This is a genomic window from Rhizobium ecuadorense (assembly GCF_001187535.1).
In the GTDB taxonomy this organism is placed as follows: Bacteria; Pseudomonadota; Alphaproteobacteria; order Rhizobiales; family Rhizobiaceae; genus Rhizobium; species Rhizobium ecuadorense.
Genome location: NZ_LFIO01001796.1, coordinates 40,901 through 57,148, shown reverse-complemented (window position 1 = coordinate 57,148; position 16,248 = coordinate 40,901). Strand labels below are relative to the sequence as shown.

General features: G+C 62.3%; 15 protein-coding genes and 1 pseudogene. 7 read left to right on the top strand and 9 right to left on the bottom strand.

Going from position 1 to position 16,248, the window contains the following annotated elements; all coding sequences use genetic code 11:
- The first annotated feature begins 24 nt into the window (after nucleotides 1-24).
- Nucleotides 25-1,014 carry a polysaccharide deacetylase family protein gene (locus tag AF337_RS37525; protein WP_049736116.1) on the top strand — a complete coding sequence of 330 codons (990 nt, stop codon included), beginning with the start codon at nucleotides 25-27 and terminating at the stop codon, nucleotides 1,012-1,014.
- Between the two features lie 209 nt (nucleotides 1,015-1,223).
- On the opposite strand, the gene sbmA is transcribed toward AF337_RS37525, so the two are convergent.
- The 8 genes from sbmA to AF337_RS37485 all read right to left on the bottom strand — a co-directional run bounded on the left by sbmA (nucleotide 1,224) and on the right by AF337_RS37485 (nucleotide 8,923).
- Nucleotides 1,224-2,489 (bottom strand): peptide antibiotic transporter SbmA, encoded by a 1,266-nt coding sequence (sbmA, locus tag AF337_RS37520; RefSeq protein WP_049736115.1) that lies wholly within the window; start codon nucleotides 2,487-2,489, stop codon nucleotides 1,224-1,226.
- A 125-nt stretch (nucleotides 2,490-2,614) separates the two neighbouring features.
- A complete protein-coding gene (locus AF337_RS37515) occupies nucleotides 2,615-3,799 on the bottom strand; it encodes a YbfB/YjiJ family MFS transporter (protein WP_049736114.1) in 1,185 nt (394 codons plus the stop codon).
- A gap of 274 nt (nucleotides 3,800-4,073) precedes the next feature.
- Nucleotides 4,074-4,832: a type I methionyl aminopeptidase gene (gene map / locus AF337_RS37510; RefSeq protein ID WP_049736113.1), complete on the bottom strand. Its 759-nt coding sequence runs from the start codon at nucleotides 4,830-4,832 to the stop codon at nucleotides 4,074-4,076.
- Nucleotides 4,833-4,875: 43 nt separating this feature from the next.
- A complete protein-coding gene (locus tag AF337_RS37505; RefSeq protein ID WP_049736286.1) occupies nucleotides 4,876-5,937 on the bottom strand; it encodes an LLM class flavin-dependent oxidoreductase in 1,062 nt (353 codons plus the stop codon).
- A gap of 323 nt (nucleotides 5,938-6,260) precedes the next feature.
- Entirely contained in the window at nucleotides 6,261-6,551 is a 291-nt protein-coding gene (locus AF337_RS37500; protein WP_049736285.1) for a GIY-YIG nuclease family protein, read from the bottom strand.
- Nucleotides 6,552-6,730: 179 nt separating this feature from the next.
- Nucleotides 6,731-7,198, bottom strand: a complete 468-nt coding sequence (locus tag AF337_RS37495) for an SRPBCC family protein (RefSeq protein WP_049736112.1) — start codon at nucleotides 7,196-7,198, stop codon at nucleotides 6,731-6,733.
- A gap of 94 nt (nucleotides 7,199-7,292) precedes the next feature.
- A complete protein-coding gene (locus AF337_RS37490) occupies nucleotides 7,293-8,552 on the bottom strand; it encodes an RNA polymerase sigma factor (RefSeq protein ID WP_049736111.1) in 1,260 nt (419 codons plus the stop codon).
- The gene (locus AF337_RS37485) at nucleotides 8,549-8,923 is read right to left on the bottom strand and encodes a YciI family protein (protein ID WP_049736110.1); all 375 of its coding nucleotides are present in this window, start codon (nucleotides 8,921-8,923) and stop codon (nucleotides 8,549-8,551) included. Before AF337_RS37485 ends, AF337_RS37490 begins: the two co-directional genes overlap by 4 nt.
- A gap of 190 nt (nucleotides 8,924-9,113) precedes the next feature.
- Here AF337_RS37485 and AF337_RS37480 point away from each other — a divergent pair, with 190 nt between their 5' ends.
- Both AF337_RS37480 and AF337_RS43925 read left to right on the top strand, forming a co-directional pair.
- Entirely contained in the window at nucleotides 9,114-9,374 is a 261-nt protein-coding gene (locus tag AF337_RS37480) for a type II toxin-antitoxin system ParD family antitoxin (RefSeq protein ID WP_184344613.1), read from the top strand.
- Between the two features lie 137 nt (nucleotides 9,375-9,511).
- On the top strand, nucleotides 9,512-9,658 hold the full coding sequence (locus AF337_RS43925; protein ID WP_167347835.1) for a type II toxin-antitoxin system RelE/ParE family toxin: 147 nt from the start codon (nucleotides 9,512-9,514) through the stop codon (nucleotides 9,656-9,658).
- Between the two features lie 36 nt (nucleotides 9,659-9,694).
- Here the strand turns inward: AF337_RS43925 and glpK are convergent, their stop codons facing one another.
- Nucleotides 9,695-11,188: a glycerol kinase GlpK gene (gene glpK / locus AF337_RS37470; RefSeq protein WP_049736108.1), complete on the bottom strand. Its 1,494-nt coding sequence runs from the start codon at nucleotides 11,186-11,188 to the stop codon at nucleotides 9,695-9,697.
- 256 nt (nucleotides 11,189-11,444) lie between these two features.
- Between glpK and AF337_RS37465 the strand changes: the two genes are divergently transcribed.
- The 4 genes and pseudogenes from AF337_RS37465 to xdhB all read left to right on the top strand — a co-directional run bounded on the left by AF337_RS37465 (nucleotide 11,445) and on the right by xdhB (nucleotide 16,237).
- A complete protein-coding gene (locus tag AF337_RS37465) occupies nucleotides 11,445-12,221 on the top strand; it encodes a 3-hydroxybutyrate dehydrogenase (RefSeq protein ID WP_049736107.1) in 777 nt (258 codons plus the stop codon).
- 28 nt (nucleotides 12,222-12,249) lie between these two features.
- Nucleotides 12,250-13,716: a xanthine dehydrogenase small subunit gene (gene xdhA, locus AF337_RS37460; protein WP_049736106.1), complete on the top strand. Its 1,467-nt coding sequence runs from the start codon at nucleotides 12,250-12,252 to the stop codon at nucleotides 13,714-13,716.
- Nucleotides 13,717-13,759: 43 nt separating this feature from the next.
- Nucleotides 13,760-13,861, top strand: a pseudogene (locus tag AF337_RS46625) (endonuclease domain-containing protein); the annotation flags it as partial.
- A 36-nt stretch (nucleotides 13,862-13,897) separates the two neighbouring features.
- Nucleotides 13,898-16,237, top strand: coding sequence for a xanthine dehydrogenase molybdopterin binding subunit (gene xdhB / locus AF337_RS37450; RefSeq protein WP_049736104.1), 2,340 nt, complete (start codon nucleotides 13,898-13,900; stop codon nucleotides 16,235-16,237).
- Nucleotides 16,238-16,248: the final 11 nt, after the last annotated feature.

Here is a 16,248-nt window from a genome sequence, read left to right as displayed (position 1 = left end):
CGCGAACAAATTGTCGCGGTGCCCATGTCTCGTCCTCTGCTCTCCGCCTGTCTGGCTGCCTCCTTCCTCCTCCCTGCCATCGCGGAGGCGGCCGACCGGCCGAAGCAGCTGGTCATCATCTCGTTCGACGGCGCTCACGACAATGCGCTCTGGCTGAAGAGCCGCGAAATGGCCGCAAAGAACGGCGCCCATTTCACCTATTTTCTCTCCTGCACCTTCCTGATGAACGAGGCGGCGAAGAAGGCCTACCAGGCGCCGCACCAGAAGCGCGGAAAATCCAATGTCGGCTTCGCCCAGAGCGACGACGAGATCCGCGAGCGCCTCGGCAATATCTGGCACGCCAATCTCGAAGGCCACGACATATCGAGCCATGCCTGCGGCCATTTCGACGGCCGCCAGTGGAGCGAGGCCGACTGGTCGGCCGAATATGCAACCTTTCACGCCACCCTGAAAAATGCCTGGAAGCGCGTCGGCCTTGAGGAGCCGGCCGGCTGGCAGGATCTGGTCGATCACGGCATCAAGGGCTTTCGCGCGCCCTACCTCTCGGCGACGGCGGGCGCCGACATGATCGCCGCCGAAAAGAAGGCCGGCTTTTCCTATGATGCGAGCCTCGTCACCAAGGGCCCGGCCATGCCTGTCGAGGAAGACGGCATCGTCCGCTTCGGCCTGCCACTGATCCCCGAAGGCCCAAGCGAAAAGCCGATCATCGGCATGGACTACAATCTCTTCGTCCGCCATTCCAAGGGTGAAGAAGACACAGCAGACAGCGCGGCCTTCGAGGAGCGCGCCTATTCAGCCTTCAAAGAGGCTTTCGACAAGCAATATGTCGGCAGCCGAATTCCCCTCCAGCTCGGCTTCCACTTCGTCGAAATGAACGGCGGCGCCTACTGGCGCGCCCTCGACCGGCTGGTCGGCGACGTCTGCCACCGCACCGACGTCGCCTGCGTCAGCTATTCCGAAGCGATCCCGATGATCGAGGCGCGGGGAAGATTGCAGCAGACGTCGGGGTTGTGACGGGATAGTTTTTAAGATGAGACGGCGTGCCGTACAGCCCCCTCATCCGACCCTTCGGGCCACCTTCTCCCCGCTGGGGAGAAGAGGGAGCAAGTGCTGAGGTCGCGATCCCGCTTCTCCCCAGCGGGGAGAAGGTGCCCGTTAGGGCGGATGAGGGGGCTTCACGGCACAGCACGCATTAAAGCCCCGCTCACCCGATCAAGCCTTAATCAACCATCAGCGTGCACGACACCCGCTTCACGCTCCAGATAACGTTGGTCGATATCCGGCAGCGGCGCATCATCGATCGCCGCCTCGAAGGCCTTCAGGCGTTTGTGGATCGAGAGCAGTTCGATGATCGTCGTCCAGGAGTTGACGAGATACTGGAACGAGTTGCTGACCTGTCCGAAGGCGGTCGATATCTGCTGAAAGATACCGTAGGTGATGGCACCCGCCACGATGGTCGGCACCAGCATGAAAACCACGAAAAGGGCGTCAGCCTGGATATAGAAATAGCGAGCCACGTTGAAATACATATAGTGGAAATACATGCGGTAGTAGTTCCGGCGGACATTGCCGAAGAGCTCCCCGACCGTCAGCGGCTGGGCTCTATCCGCATGATCCTCACCATAAACGAGCTCCTTACGATAGGCCGCTTCGACGCGCTGATTGCGGAAGTTCAGCCCCGGCAGCTTGATACCGGCCACCGCAAGAAGCAGCGTGCCGAATGCCGACCAGAACAGCGCCAGCCAGAAGAGCGAATTCGCGACCGGACCAATGAACGGTAGCTCGGTCACATAATGCGATAGCGCCAGGAGGATCGGAAGGAACACGACGAGCGTCATCACCGAATTGATAAGGCTAATGCCAAGGCTTTCGAGCGTGCTCGAAAAGCGCATCGTATCTTCCTGAACGCGCTGCGACGCGCCTTCGATGTGGCGCAGCTTTTCCCACTTCGACATATAAAAATTATTCATCGCCGTTCGCCAACGGAAGATGTAGTGGCTGGTGAAGAAGTCGGTCATGATCGACACGAACATGCTGAGAAACGCGATCTGGCAGAAGATCCACATCAAGCTGTAAAAATTGTCGACCGTAATGCCCGGCTTCTTCGCCATCGCATCCACTAGAAGGTCGCCGAAGGGCCGGCGCCAGTTATTGATCACGACGGTGATCTGGACGCCGAAATAGGTGACGAAGATGATCAGCGCCGAACCCCAGATCGACCACAGCTTCCAGGGATGGTTCCGCGCTATCAGATGCCATGCGCCGCAGAAGATCAGCGCCGAAAGAAAGAAATAGCTGTAAAACCAGATATTTTCCGGCAGCAGGAAGAATGAGAGATCAATCGGCTGCTGTTCCTCGGCAACCGGTGCATAACCGAGCGATGCGCCCAGACCGGCGGCGAAAAGGTACCAGCCGGCAATGGAGATCAGGGTCCAAACGACGAGCGAAGTAAAGAACGCCTTCGGCTGGGGAAAGAAGGAATGAAACACGGGGGGCTTTGCTTTCCTGAACTGTGAGTCTCGGGAGTGTCGTGGAACACTGATTGTGCCGGAAACTAAGGCAGTTCGAAGGAAGCAGCAATGGGTTCAGCCGATTGTTACGCAGATGTAACCGCTTAGGCGATTTTCTTGACCACCGGCATCACCAGCGCGGCGCAGGCAACAAGGGCGACGGCTGCGATCACCGTTGGGGCGGTGAAATTGCCGCTGCGCTCCGCAATCCAGCCGGCAACGACAGGCCCGACGATCTGGCCGAGGCCGAAGGCGGCCGTCATCATCGCCAGGATCCGCCGCGGGCTGTCAGGCGAAAGTTTACGGCCGATCTGCAGCCCGTAAGCCGTGATCGCCAGGAACGTCGCCCCGAACAACGCCCCACCGATCAGCGGTGCGGCAGAGTGCGGCAGCATCACGGTCGCGAGCACGCCGGCGGCTTCGACCAGAAGTGCGGCGACATAGACGCCGCCGAGCCCGAGCGGCCTAACCAGCGGCTTCCAGGCAAACAGCGCCACCGCCGCCGTCAGCCCGGCAATGAACCAGCAAAGGAATTCGACCAGCGGGCCTGTTGCAGAAAGACGCGCTATGGTGACGAGGAAGGTCGCGGTGATGACGTAGCCGAAGCCGAACAGGCCGTAGGACAGTGTGATCAGCACCATCGGCCGGCTCCAGAGGAGGGCCGGCTCCTTGCCCGCGCGCGCCGATTGCGCCGGGGCTGACGGCAAGAGCAGGAAGACGATGACAAGGCTTGCCGCGCAATAAAGCGCTCCGCCGATCCAGTCGGCCCGCCAGCCGTCCGGCCCGTCGTGAAAACCGAGCCCGATGAGAAACACCATGACCGAGGACAGCGCGATACCCGCCCCCGGCCCGCCGAAATGCGCCGCCTGCACATGGTCGTTGCCGGCGGCAGCCCCGTGGCTGAGCACGATCGACGAGGTGAAGACCATCGCGAAGGCGCTGGCGAGGCCGGCAAGGAACCGGATGACGGCAAAGACCGCGACGGAATCGGTGGCGGCCATCGCGGCGAGCAGGATCGCGGTCGCCAGCAGTGCCGAGAGCGCCACCAGCCGCTCCCGCCCCGCCGCCCAGCCATAGGCCGCAAGCACTGCACCGACGAGATAACCGACGAAATTCGCCGAGGCGATAAAACCTGCATCCGCCGCCGAAAGCGGCACACCGCTCATCATGCCGGGCAGGATCGGCGTATAGGAGAAACGCCCGAAGCCCATGGCCGCCGCCATGGCGACGGCGCCGGCAGCGGCTGTGGAAACGAGGTTCGGCGGAGATTGCGGCGGGCGGGAAAGCATGCAGCGCTTATCGCGCCACAGTCGCTGCACCGCAAACGAGTATTTCTGATCGATCGATCAATTCTGCGAAAGTGGGCGCAGAAGGATGGGGGCAGCCTTCAAGATAGCCTCATTCTGAGGCACCCCGAAGGGGCCTCGAAGGACGAGGCCGGTGCACTGATGCCGGATGATGGCAAGAAGCGAGGTCGCGGATGATCCTTCGAGGCTCCGCCCTGCGGGCTGCGCACCTCAGCATGAGGGGTCTTGGAGAATGCCGCACGGAGGAAAGCCGCCCCTACGCCCGGCCATCCGGCAATGTCAGGATCACCGGCCCGTTGCGCGTCGCAACCACCGTGTGCTCATATTGCACGGTCGGCGCCTTCGGATCGGCATAAAGCGTCCATGCATCGTCGCCGCCCTCGGCCCAGGTCGCGCCGAGCGACAGGAAGGGCTCGACGGTGAAGACGAGGCCATCCGTCATGACGCGTTTTTCCGAAGGGTCCGGCCAGGTCGAGAGCTCGGCCGGCTCCTCGTGCAGCGAGCGGCCGACGCCGTGGCTCGCCAGATTGGCGACCAGTGTATAGCGATTCTTCTGCGCGAAGGCGCCGACGGCGGTGCCGATCCTGGCAAGCGGCTCGCCGGATTTCACCTGATTGAGCCCGACCCAGAGCGCCCGCTTGCCGTCGCGGCAAAGCCTCTCGATCTTCGGCTTGACCGGCGGCATCGCGAAGGAAGCGCCGGTATCGGCGAAGAACCCGTCCTTCTCGGCCGAGACGTCGATATTGATCAGATCGCCGGCGCGGATGACCCGCGGCCCTGGAATACCGTGGGCGATTTCCTCGTTGACGCTGATGCAAGTCGCACCCGGAAACTGGTAGCAGAACTCCGGCGCCGAGCGCGCGCCCGCCGCCTCGAGCACCTTACGGCCGATGCCGTCGAGCTCCAGCGTCGTCATGCCGGGCTCCATCGCCGCCGCCATCACCTGGATAGCGTTGGCGCAGATCCGGCCGATCTCCTTGAGTTTCGCCAGTTCGTCGTCGTTTGCGATAACCATTCGTCTGTTCCGGCCCTGCGCAGGGCGGCCACGGCCGCCTTGGTTAAGCGGTGGCTTTCGCCCCTCCGCCCGTTTCAGTCAATGCCTTTCTGACGATCGGCGCGACTTTCGTCCCGTAGAGCTCGATGCCGCGCATGATCTCGGCATGCGGCATCAGGCCGATCGCCATCTGCAGCAGGAAGCGGTCGTTCCGGAAAAGCGCGTGATGGGCGATGATCTTTTCTGCCACCAGTTCGGGATCGCCGACGAAAAGCGCCCCGTTCGGTCCACGCGACATGTCGAACTGCGCCCGGCTCGTCGGCCCCCAGCCACGCTCGCGGCCGATGCGGTTCATCACTTCGGCCTGCGGCCCATAAAACTGCTCGGCGGCGGCCGCGGTCGTATCGGCGATGAAGCCGTGGACGTTGATGCTGGTCTTCAGCTTCGCCTGGTCCTGCCCTGCCCGGCGTGCTGCCTCCCGGTAGAGATCGAAGAGCGGCGCGAACCGGCGCGGCTCGCCACCGATGATCGCCAGCGCCACCGGCAGGCCGAGCGCACCGGCGCGCGCCACCGATTGCGGCGTGCCGCCAACGGCAACCCACAACGGCAGCTGATCCTGCAGCGGCCTGGGATAGACGCCGCGCCCACGGATCGGCGCGCGCAGTTCGCCCTCCCAGTCGACCGTCTCGCTATTGCGCAAAGCTAGCAGCAGATCGAGCTTCTCTTCGAAAAGCTGGTCGTAATCCTCGAGATTGTAGCCGAACAGCGGGAAGGACTCGATAAAGGAGCCGCGCCCCGCCATGATCTCGGCCCGGCCGTTCGAAATCAGGTCGAGCGTTGAAAACTGCTGGAAGACACGCACCGGATCATCGGAAGAAAGCACGGTGACGGCGCTGGTCAGTCGGATATTCCTCGTCTTGACCGCGGCCGCCGCCAGCGCCACGGCAGGCGCCGATGCGGCATAATCCGGCCGATGATGTTCGCCGAGCCCGAAGACATCGAGGCCCACCTGATCGGCCAGCTCGATCTCCTCGATCAGATGCTTCAGCCGTTCGGCCCCTTCCGCCCCCTTGCTGCGGGAGGGATTGGGATTGATATCTGCAAAGGTGTAAAGGCCAAGCTCCATGATCCGCATCCCGTTGAGTTCAACCTGGAGATAAGGACCGGCGGCAGGGAACACAAATACAAACTCTGGAACGGAATGTTCGAGAATTTCGATAGTGCGGCGAGGCTTCTGACAGCACGGCAAAGAGTCTTTGCGCCGTAGACACGGCGCTGCTGGATTCCTGTGACGAGCACAGGAATGAGGGAGCGAGGTGATCAACCTGCACTCCATATCCTCCAGCGCGAATACGATCGCTTTTGAGCGCTGCCGAATCCAGGACCTCCCTCATTCCTGTGCTTGTCACAGGAATCCAGCAGTCGCGCGTCCGCGCGACGAGAGAATCTTCACAGACCCAGCAGATGAAACGAAATATCCTCCCACTCAGGATTCTCTCGCTCGATCAAATTGAGCTTCCACTGCCGCGGCCACTTCTTGATTGTCTTCTCTCGCGTGATCGCTGCCGTCAGCAAATCATGCTCCTCAAACCACACCAACGTCTTGACGCCATATTTCGACGTAAAGCCCGGCGTCAGTTCATTCTGGTGCTCGTATGACCGCCCGGCCAGATCACGCGTCACGCCGGTATAGAGCGTGCCGTTGCGTGCGGACGCAAGGATGTAGACGTATCCCTTCATGCCCTCAGATTGACACAGGATCGATCCCGCGTCGACAGCGACACCGGCCCGCCCGACCACCAATTCGAATCTGAATTCAACGACTTTCAGGCATCGGCGGATTCATCTTCCAAGCGGCCTCAGGCCGCACTTGAAGCATGAGGACGGCGCGACCTCCACCGCGCCGCCTCACTCGCCGTTCACATCGTCGCCAGCAGCTCCGCCAGTTGGTCCGCCGCCTTGCCCCACCCCTCGTGGAAGCCCATCTTCTCGTGCGCTTCCTTGTCCTCGGCGCGCCAGTGCAGCGCCTTGGCGGTATATTTCGTGCGGCCATTGCCGAGATCTTCGAGCAGGATGACGCCGGTGAAGAAGGGTTTTTCGGCAGGCACCCAGGCGCTGGTATAGGCATCGGTGAAGACGATCTTCTCGTTCTCGACGATCTCGAGATAGACGCCGCGGTTCGGGTACTGGTTGCCCTCGGGATCCTGCATGACGATGACGCTGGAACCGCCGGGGCGGACGTCAAGCGTCGCTTCCGCAATACCCCAGGGGCGCGGCACGAACCACTGTTTCATGAGATCGGGATCGGTCCATGCCTTGTAGATCGTCTCGCGCGGCGCGTCGAATTCGCGAACGAGGACGAGTTCATGTTGCGTGCTGGCGGTCATTCGGCATCTCTCCAGTTGAATGAAACCTGCTTCCAGGTTGTTGCAAGGACGTGTCGAAGTTTGCCGGTCCGACAGCGTGCCGACTTTTTCTTGACTATTTGGCGATCGGCTGCGCCGCATCTTCCTGCATCTTGTCGATCTGCCTGCGGATGTGGGCTGCCTCCGCTGCCGAATGGGCAAGCGCAATGGCGCGGTCAAAGGCTTCGCGCGCCTGGCAGGTCAAGCCAAGCTGCTTCAGCAGCCCGCCCCGCAGGCCGTGATAGTAGAAATAGCCGCCGAGCTTCTCGCCGAGCGGGTCGATCAGATCGAGCGCCTCCTGCGGCCCATGCAGCTTGGAAACCACGACCGCGCGGTTAAGCGTTACGACAGGGGACGGCTGCACACGCTCCAGCGCGCGGTAAAGCAGATCGATTTCGACCCAGTCGGTGTCTTCGGCGCGTTTTGCGCGGGAATGGATGGCGGCGATCGCCGCCTGAAGCTGATAGGGGCCGGGCCGACGATGGCGCAGCGCCTTGTCGAGCAGCGCCAGGGCCTCGTTGATGAAGGGCTGGTTCCAGAGCGAGCGGTCCTGATCTTCCAGCAGCACGATCTCGTCTTCGGCGCTGAAGCGCGCCGGCCGGCGCGATATCTGCAGAAGCATCAGTGCAAGCAGCCCCATCAGCTCCGGTTCGGACGGAAAGAGGTGCAGGATCAGCCGTGCCAGCCGGATCGCCTCGTCGCTGAAGGCGGCCGCCTCATGCTTCGGGTCGGCCTGGCTGTAGCCTTCGTTGAAGACGAGATAGATCATCGTGCTGACGATCGTAAGACGCTCGGCCCTTTCCTCAGGGCTCGGCGTTTCGAACGGCACGCCGGCCTTGGCGACGCGCGCCTTGGCGCGGGTGATACGCTGCTCCATGGCGCTTTCCGACACCAGGAAGGCGCGGGCGATCTGCGTCACCGAAAGGCCGGAAACGATACGCAGCGCCAGCGCGATCTGCTGGGTCGCCGGCAGGTCCGGGTGGCAGCAGATGAAGAGAAGCCGCAGGATATCGTCGCGATAGTGGGAATCGTCAAGCCGCTCGGCAATATCGCTTTCGGCATCCTCGGTATCGGAGATGAGGTCCTCATCCGGCAGGGCCTGCAGCTTTGACCGCTTGCGCACCGCATCGATGCCGCTGTTTCGCCCGACGAAGATCAGCCAGGCGGTCGGATCGCGCGGCGGCCCCTTCTCCGGCCATGTGCGGATCGCCCTCAGGCATGCCTCCTGAAACGCCTCTTCCGCGGTATCGAGATTGCGGAAATAGCGCAGCAGCGCACCGAGCGCCTTCGGGCGGGCCGAGGCAAGTGCGAGGTCGATCCAGGCAATATCGGTCATGATGAAGCATCTCCCGGCCTGAAGACGTAGAACGGCCGAATTTCGTAAGAGGTGGAACCTGGATTGACTGAGGAAAGCTGTTTCGAGAAGGCGACCGCCTCGTCGAGCGTTTCGAAGTCGACCACGTAGAAGCCGAGAAGCGCCTCTTTCGTTTCCGCAAAAGGCCCGTCGATGACCAAAGGCTCGTCCTTGCCCTTACGCACGGTGGTCGCAGCCGTCGTCGGCATCAGCCGGCCAACGGGGCCGAGCTTACCGGATGCGGCAAGCGGCGCCTGCACGGCGTAGAGCTTCTCCATGACGGCAGCCTCCTCCTCCTTGGTCCAGGCGAAGACGGTTTCTTCATGGGCGTAACAAAGGATTGCATAAAGCATCACTCACTCCTCTTTCCGAATGACGAAGGAGTAACCGCTTAGCCGACAGGCCGCATTAAAAATTGTTGGTGAGCTGCCGCATCGGGGCCTGGCTGACCGGCCAGCCGAAAGGCAACAAGATACAATGACATTAATAAAGATTGTTAGTTCTTGTTAGTCGCACTACAATTGGGCCATGAAAACTCCAGCGATGAGAACCCTGACCATATCTCTTTCCCCGCAGCAAATCGCGCGCCTGCACGATGCCGTGGAATCCGGCGCCTATGCCTCCAACAGCGAAGTCGTCCGCGACGCGCTGCGCCTGTGGGAGCAGCGGGAGGAAGTCCGGCTGATGGAAATCGGCCGCCTCAAGAAGGCCTATGACGAAGGGATGGCGAGCGGCACAGGCCGTGAAATCGATGCAAAAACCCTTTTGGCGGAGTTGAAGGCGGAAGCCCGTTCGCGTGGCTAAATACCTTCTCAGTCCCCGTGCCTAAGAAGATTTGCGCGACATCTGGCGCTCCATCGCGCCGGACAATGAACCGGCCGCCGACGCCCTTCTCACGCGGATTCTGGAAAAGGCGGAACTTGCTTGCCGAGCATCCTCATATGGGCTCTCCACGCCCCGCGCTCAGCCCGACAGCGCGGATTCTGATTGAAGGCCGCTACGTCGTTATCTACGAACCGATGCCTTACGGCATCTTTATCGTCGCCGTGGTCTATGGACCTCGTGATGTCGAGAACTGGCTGAGCTGAACCAACGCGGTCGAGTTTTAGCGAGACATCATCCCCTCACCCCTCGCTCAGCGTCCGCCGGACCGCGCTCTTCCAGCCCTTGAGCTTGGCCGCCCGCACCTTCTCGTCCATATCGGGCTCGAAGCGCCGGTCTCGTTTCCACGTTGCCGAGAAACCCTCCCTGTCCGGCCAGACCCCCGCCCGGCTGCCGGCGAGCCAGGCAGCCCCCAACGCCGTCGTCTCCAGGATCACCGGGCGGTCGACCGGGGCGTCGAGCAGGTCGGCGAGCCGCTGCATCGTCCAGTCGGAAGCGACCATGCCGCCATCGACGCGCAGCACCGTGTCGTCGCCGCCGTTTTTCCAGTCCTTCTGCATGGCGTCGAGCAGGTCGCGGGTCTGGTAGCAGACCGCTTCAAGGGCTGCCCTGGAAAGTTCCGCCGGGCCGCTGTTGCGCGTCAGCCCGAAGATCGCGCCGCGCGCCTTGGCGTCCCAATGCGGTGCGCCAAGCCCGGTGAAGGCGGGGACGAGATAGACTTCCTGCGTCGGATCGGCCTTTTCGGCAAGTGCATTGGTCTCGGCGGCGCTGCCGATGATCCCGAGCCCGTCCCGCAGCCATTGTACTGCCGCACCGGCGATGAAAATCGACCCCTCAAGCGCATAGGTCGTCTCGCCGTTCAGGCGATAGGCGATGGTGGTCAGCAGCCGGTTTTTTGAACGCACCATATCGGCGCCGGTGTTGAGCAGCGCGAAACAGCCGGTGCCGTAGGTCGATTTCAGCATGCCCGGCTGAAAACAGGCCTGGCCGATGGTGGCCGCCTGCTGGTCTCCGGCAACCCCGAGGATCGGGATCGCTGCGCCGAAGATTTCAGGATCGACCGTGCCGAAATCGGCAGCGCAATCCTTAACCTGCGGCAGCATGGCGGCAGGCACGCGCAGAATATCGAGCAGATCCTCGTCCCAGGCGTTTTCGGCGATGTTGTACATCAGCGTGCGAGAGGCGTTGGTGGCATCGGTGACAAAACTCTTGCCCCCTGTCAGCCGCCAGATCAGGAAGGTGTCGATCGTGCCGAAGCAAAGATCGCCCCTCGCCGCACGGGCCCGCGCACCCTTCACATTGGCGAGCATCCAGGAGAGCTTCGTGCCGGAGAAATAGGGATCGAGGAGGAGACCCGTCTTCTTGGTGAACAGCCGCTCGAGATCCTGTCGTTTCAGATTGTCGCAATAGCTCGCGGTGCGTCGGTCCTGCCAGACGATGGCATTCTGGATCGGCCGGCCGGTCTCGCGCTCCCAGACGACCACCGTCTCCCGCTGGTTGGTAATGCCGAGCGCTGCCACATCCTTGGCCGCGATCCCGGCATCGCGCAGCGCCATGTTGACGGTGGAGACGACCGAATCCCAGATTTCCTCGGGATCGTGCTCGACCCAGCCGGATCGCGGATAGATCTGAGTGAACTCCTTCTGGCCCTTGCCGGCGACATGCATATCGCCGTCGAAGACGATCGCCCGCGTCGATGTCGTTCCCTGATCGATCGCCAGAACATATCCACTCATGCAATTCCCTCCTCTAAAGCAATTCCAGCAAAAGTGCGAAGCGGTTTTGCGTCCGGAATTGCGTGGAAAAAGAGATAGAACATTTCCGTGATTCGAAGAAAAACGGAAATGCTCGGCATGTCGATTATCGTGACAAATCAATAGGACACGGATGCGGGTGAGAAAAGCGAATAAAGCGGAATTGCCAGCCTGCCGGCTTTGGGCATAACCTCGCCACTAACGTTGCAACGCAGCATCGGCCTGTCAGGAGAGAAATATGAGCAGATCAGTCGTCGTCACCGGTTCCACCAGCGGTATCGGTCTTGCGATCGCCACCGCCTTTGCCGAAACCGGCGACAACGTCGTCATCAACGGTTTCGGAAATGCCGATGAAATCAAGGCGATCGTCGAACGGCTTGAATCAGTATCCAAGGCACGGGCGCTCTATCATCCGGCCGATATGACCAAGCCCGCGGAGATCGCCGACCTGATCGAAACGGCGGCAAAGACCTTCGGCACCGTCGATGTCCTGGTCAACAATGCCGGCATCCAGCATGTCGAGAAGATCGAGGATTTCCCGATCGAGAAATGGGATCAGATCATCGCCATCAATCTGTCGAGCTCCTTTCACACCATGCGCGCCGCCATCCCGCTGATGAAGGCGAAGAAGCATGGCCGCATCATCAACATCGCCTCGGCGCACGGGCTCGTCGCCTCCCCCTTCAAATCCGCCTATGTTGCCGCAAAACATGGTATATTAGGCCTCACGAAGGCAGCCGCCCTGGAGCTTGCCGAATTCGGCGTGACGGTGAACGCCATCTGCCCCGGCTACGTGCTGACGCCGCTCGTCGAGAAGCAGATACCCGATACCGCCAGGGCCCGCGGCATGACCGAGGAACAGGTGAAGAGCGAGGTCATCCTCAAGGCGCAGCCGACCCGTGAATTCGTCAAGGCCGAAGAAATCGGTGCGCTGTCGCTTTACCTTGCCAGCGACGCCGCCCGGCAGGTGACCGGAACGCATATCTCGATTGACGGTGGCTGGACGGCGGCTTAACCATTTGGAAAAAACAACCGGGAATATCATGAACGACAGCATCCGCTTCATCCTGAATGGCGAGGACATCGCGCTCGCCGATGTCGGGCCGACCGAAACGCTTCTCGATTTCCTGCGGCTGAAGCGACGCCTGACAGGCACCAAGGAAGGATGCGCGGAAGGCGATTGCGGCGCCTGCACCGTGCTCGTCGGCCGGCTCGCCGATGGCAAGCTCGCCTATGAATCCGTCAATGCCTGCATCCGTTTCTTGGGCTCGCTGCACGCCACCCATGTGGTGACGGTCGAGCATCTCGCCGGCCGGGACGGCGCGCTGCATCCGGTGCAGCAGGCGCTGGTCGATTGTCATGGCTCGCAATGCGGCTTCTGCACGCCGGGCTTCGTCATGTCGCTCTACGGCCTCTGGTTGACGACCGAGAAGCCGAGCCGCCAGCAGATCGAAAAAGCCTTGCAGGGCAATCTCTGTCGCTGCACCGGCTACGAGCCGATCGTCAAGGCCGCCGAGCAGGTGAGCCTGACGCGGCCGAGCGCGCTCTTCGACCCGCTGGAGCGGACACGCTCGGAAATCGTCGCGCGGCTGTGGGCCATGCAGACAAGCAGCACGATCAGGATTGCCAAGGACGAAGACCGGCTGATCATTCCGGCTTCGCCGCAAGCGCTGGCGGAAGTCCTCTCGCAGGAGCCCGACGCGACCGTCGTCGCCGGCTCCACCGATGTCGGTCTCTGGGTAACGAAGCAGATGAAGCGGCTAAGCCCTGTCGTCTTCATCAATCACTTGAGCGAATTGCAATCGGTCACCGAAAGCGAGGACGGCGTCACCATCGGCGCTGGCGTCAGCTATACCGGCGCCTTCGCGGCGATCTCGAAAAAGATCCCGGCGCTCGGGCGGCTGATCGACCGCATCGGCGGCGAGCAGGTGCGCAACATGGGCACGATCGGCGGCAACATCGCCAACGGCTCGCCGATCGGCGACAGCCCGCCACCGCTGATCGCGCTCGGCGCGACGCTGACGCTGCGCTCCCTCGAAGGCCAGCGCCGAATGCCGCTCCAGGATTTCTTCATCGCTTACGGCAGGCAGGATCGGAAGCCCGGCGAGTTCATCGAGAGCGTCTTCGTGCCCTATCCCAAGACAACCAGCCGTTTTGCCGCCTACAAGATCACCAAGCGCCGCGACGAAGACATCACCGCCGTGCTCGGTGCCTTCCTGCTGACGCTCGACGAAGCCGAGATGGTCACCGACATCCGCATCGCCTTCGGCGGCATGGCGGCAACGCCGAAGCACGCTCCGACTGTCGAAGCCGCGCTGATTGGCAAACCATGGACGGAAGCGACGATCGACGCCGCCCGCCCCGCCTTCGATGCCGACTACCAGCCACTGACCGACTGGCGCGCCACGGCGGAATACCGCCAGCTGACGGCGAAGAACCTGCTGACGCGGTTTTATCTGGAAACGGTGGGCGCGCCGGCGGAGCTGAAGCGGTTCGAGGAGGTGGCGTGATGGAGAAGTCAACCGTTGGCGCCAGCCGCCCCCCTCATTCGCCTGCCGGCACCTTCTCCCCGCTGGGGAGAAGGGAGTACCGCGCCGTCTCGTTTACCCCTTCTCCCCTCGGGGAGAAGGTGCCCGAAGGGCGGATGAGGGGGCTACCTGTCACAACATTTCCTTTCGAAGGGCTCATCTAATGGACAAGTCCACCTTCGAAAATCCCAAAGTCGTCATCTCGGGCCCCATGTATGGTTCGCTGCGTCATGATTCAGCGCATAAACACGTCACCGGAAGCGCCGATTATATCGACGATATTCCCGAACCCGCCGGCCTGCTGCACGGCGCGCTCGGCCTCTCCGACCGCGCCCATGCCGAAATCATCAGCATCGATCTTTCCGAGGTCGCCGCCTATCCCGGCGTCGTCTGGGTCTTCACCGGCAAGGACGTGCCCGGCGTCAACGACACCAGCTCCAACGGCAGCCATGACGAGCCGCTGCTCGCTGAAACTTTGGTTCAGTTCCACGGCCAGCCGATCTTTGCTGTCATCGCCGAAACGCGCGACGCGGCGCGGCGCGCCGCCCGGCTGGCAAAGATCGACTATCGCGACCTCGCGCACTGGCACGATATCGACGGCGCGCTTGCCAATGGCGGCCCGCTGGTGATCACCCCGATGACCCTCCAACGCGGCGAGCCGGAAACGGAAATGCCGAATGCTCCAATGCGGCTGAAGGGGCAGATGCGCATCGGCGGACAGGAGCATTTCTACCTCGAAGGCCATATCGCCGTGGCGATTCCCGGTGAGGACGACGAGGTCACCGTCTGGTCCTCGACGCAGCATCCGAGCGAGATCCAGCACATTGTCGGCCATGTGCTCGATATCCCGTCGAACGCCGTGACCGTCAACGTGCGCCGCATGGGCGGCGGCTTCGGCGGCAAGGAAACGCAGGGCAACCAGTTCGCAGCCCTTGCGGCGATCGCCGCCAAGAAACTCGGCCGCGCCGTCAAGTTCCGCCCCGACCGTGACGAGGACATGAGCGCCACCGGCAAGCGCCATGATTTCCTTGTCGATTACGAGGTGGGCTTCGATGCCGAAGGCCGCATCCACGCGGTCGACGCCACTTACGCGGCGCGCTGCGGCTTCTCGTCGGATCTGTCGGGACCGGTGACCGACCGCGCCCTCTTCCATGCCGATTCCAGCTATTTCTATCCCCATGTGCATCTCCAGTCGAAACCGCTGAAAACCCACACTGTCTCCAACACCGCCTTCCGCGGCTTCGGCGGGCCGCAGGGCATGCTCGCCGCCGAGCGTCTCATCGAAGAAATCGCTTACGCCCTCGGCAAGGATCCGCTCGACATTCGCAAGCTGAATTTCTACGGCCAGCCGGGCTCCGGGCGGACGCTGACGCCCTATCATCAGGAGGTCGAGGACAATATCATCGCCCGCGTCGTCGACGAGCTGGAGGATACGTCAGACTACCGGGCGCGGCGCAACGCCATCATCGGCTTCAACCGCGACAGCCGCTATATCAAGAAGGGCATCGCCCTGACGCCGGTGAAATTCGGCATTTCCTTCACCATGACCGCCTTCAACCAGGCCGGCGCCCTCGTCCATATCTATCAGGACGGCTCGATCCATCTGAACCATGGCGGCACCGAAATGGGCCAGGGCCTCTATACCAAGGTCGCGCAGGTGCTGGCCGACAGCTTCCAGGTCGATATCTCTAGGGTGAAGATCACCGCGACGACCACGGCCAAGGTCCCGAACACCTCGGCCACCGCCGCCTCCTCCGGCTCGGACCTGAACGGTATGGCGGCCTTCGATGCCGCCCGCCAGATCAAGGAACGTCTCGTGGCCTTTGCCGCCGAGAAATGGGATGTGGCGCCGCCCGACGTCGTCTTCCTGCCCAACCGCGTGCGCGTCGGCGAAAGCGAGATCCCCTTCCCCGATTTCGTCAAGCAGGCCTATTTCGCCCGCGTCCAGCTTTCCGCCGCCGGCTTCTACAAGACGCCGAAGATCCACTGGGACCGCAAGGCCGGCCGCGGCACGCCCTTCTATTATTTCGCCTATGGCGCCGCCTGCACCGAGGTTTCGATCGACACACTGACCGGCGAATATCTGATCGATCGCACCGACATCCTGCACGATGTCGGCCGCTCGCTGAACCCGGCGATCGACCTCGGTCAGGTCGAAGGCGCTTTCGTGCAGGGCATGGGATGGCTGACGACGGAAGAACTCTGGTGGGACGACAAGGGACGCCTGCGCACCCATGCGCCCTCGACCTACAAGATCCCGCTCGCCTCCGACCGCCCGAAGATCTTCAACGTCCGCCTTGCCGAATGGTCGGAGAACGCGGAGGCCACCATCGGCCGCTCCAAGGCCGTCGGCGAACCACCCTTCATGCTGGCGATCTCGGTGCTGGAAGCGCTGTCGATGGCAGTCGCCAGCGTGGCGGACTACAAGGTCTGCCCAAGGCTCGATGCTCCTGCAACGCCGGAGCGGGTGCTGATGGCGGTGGAGCGGATGAAGCGGGTGTAGGCGATCCCTCG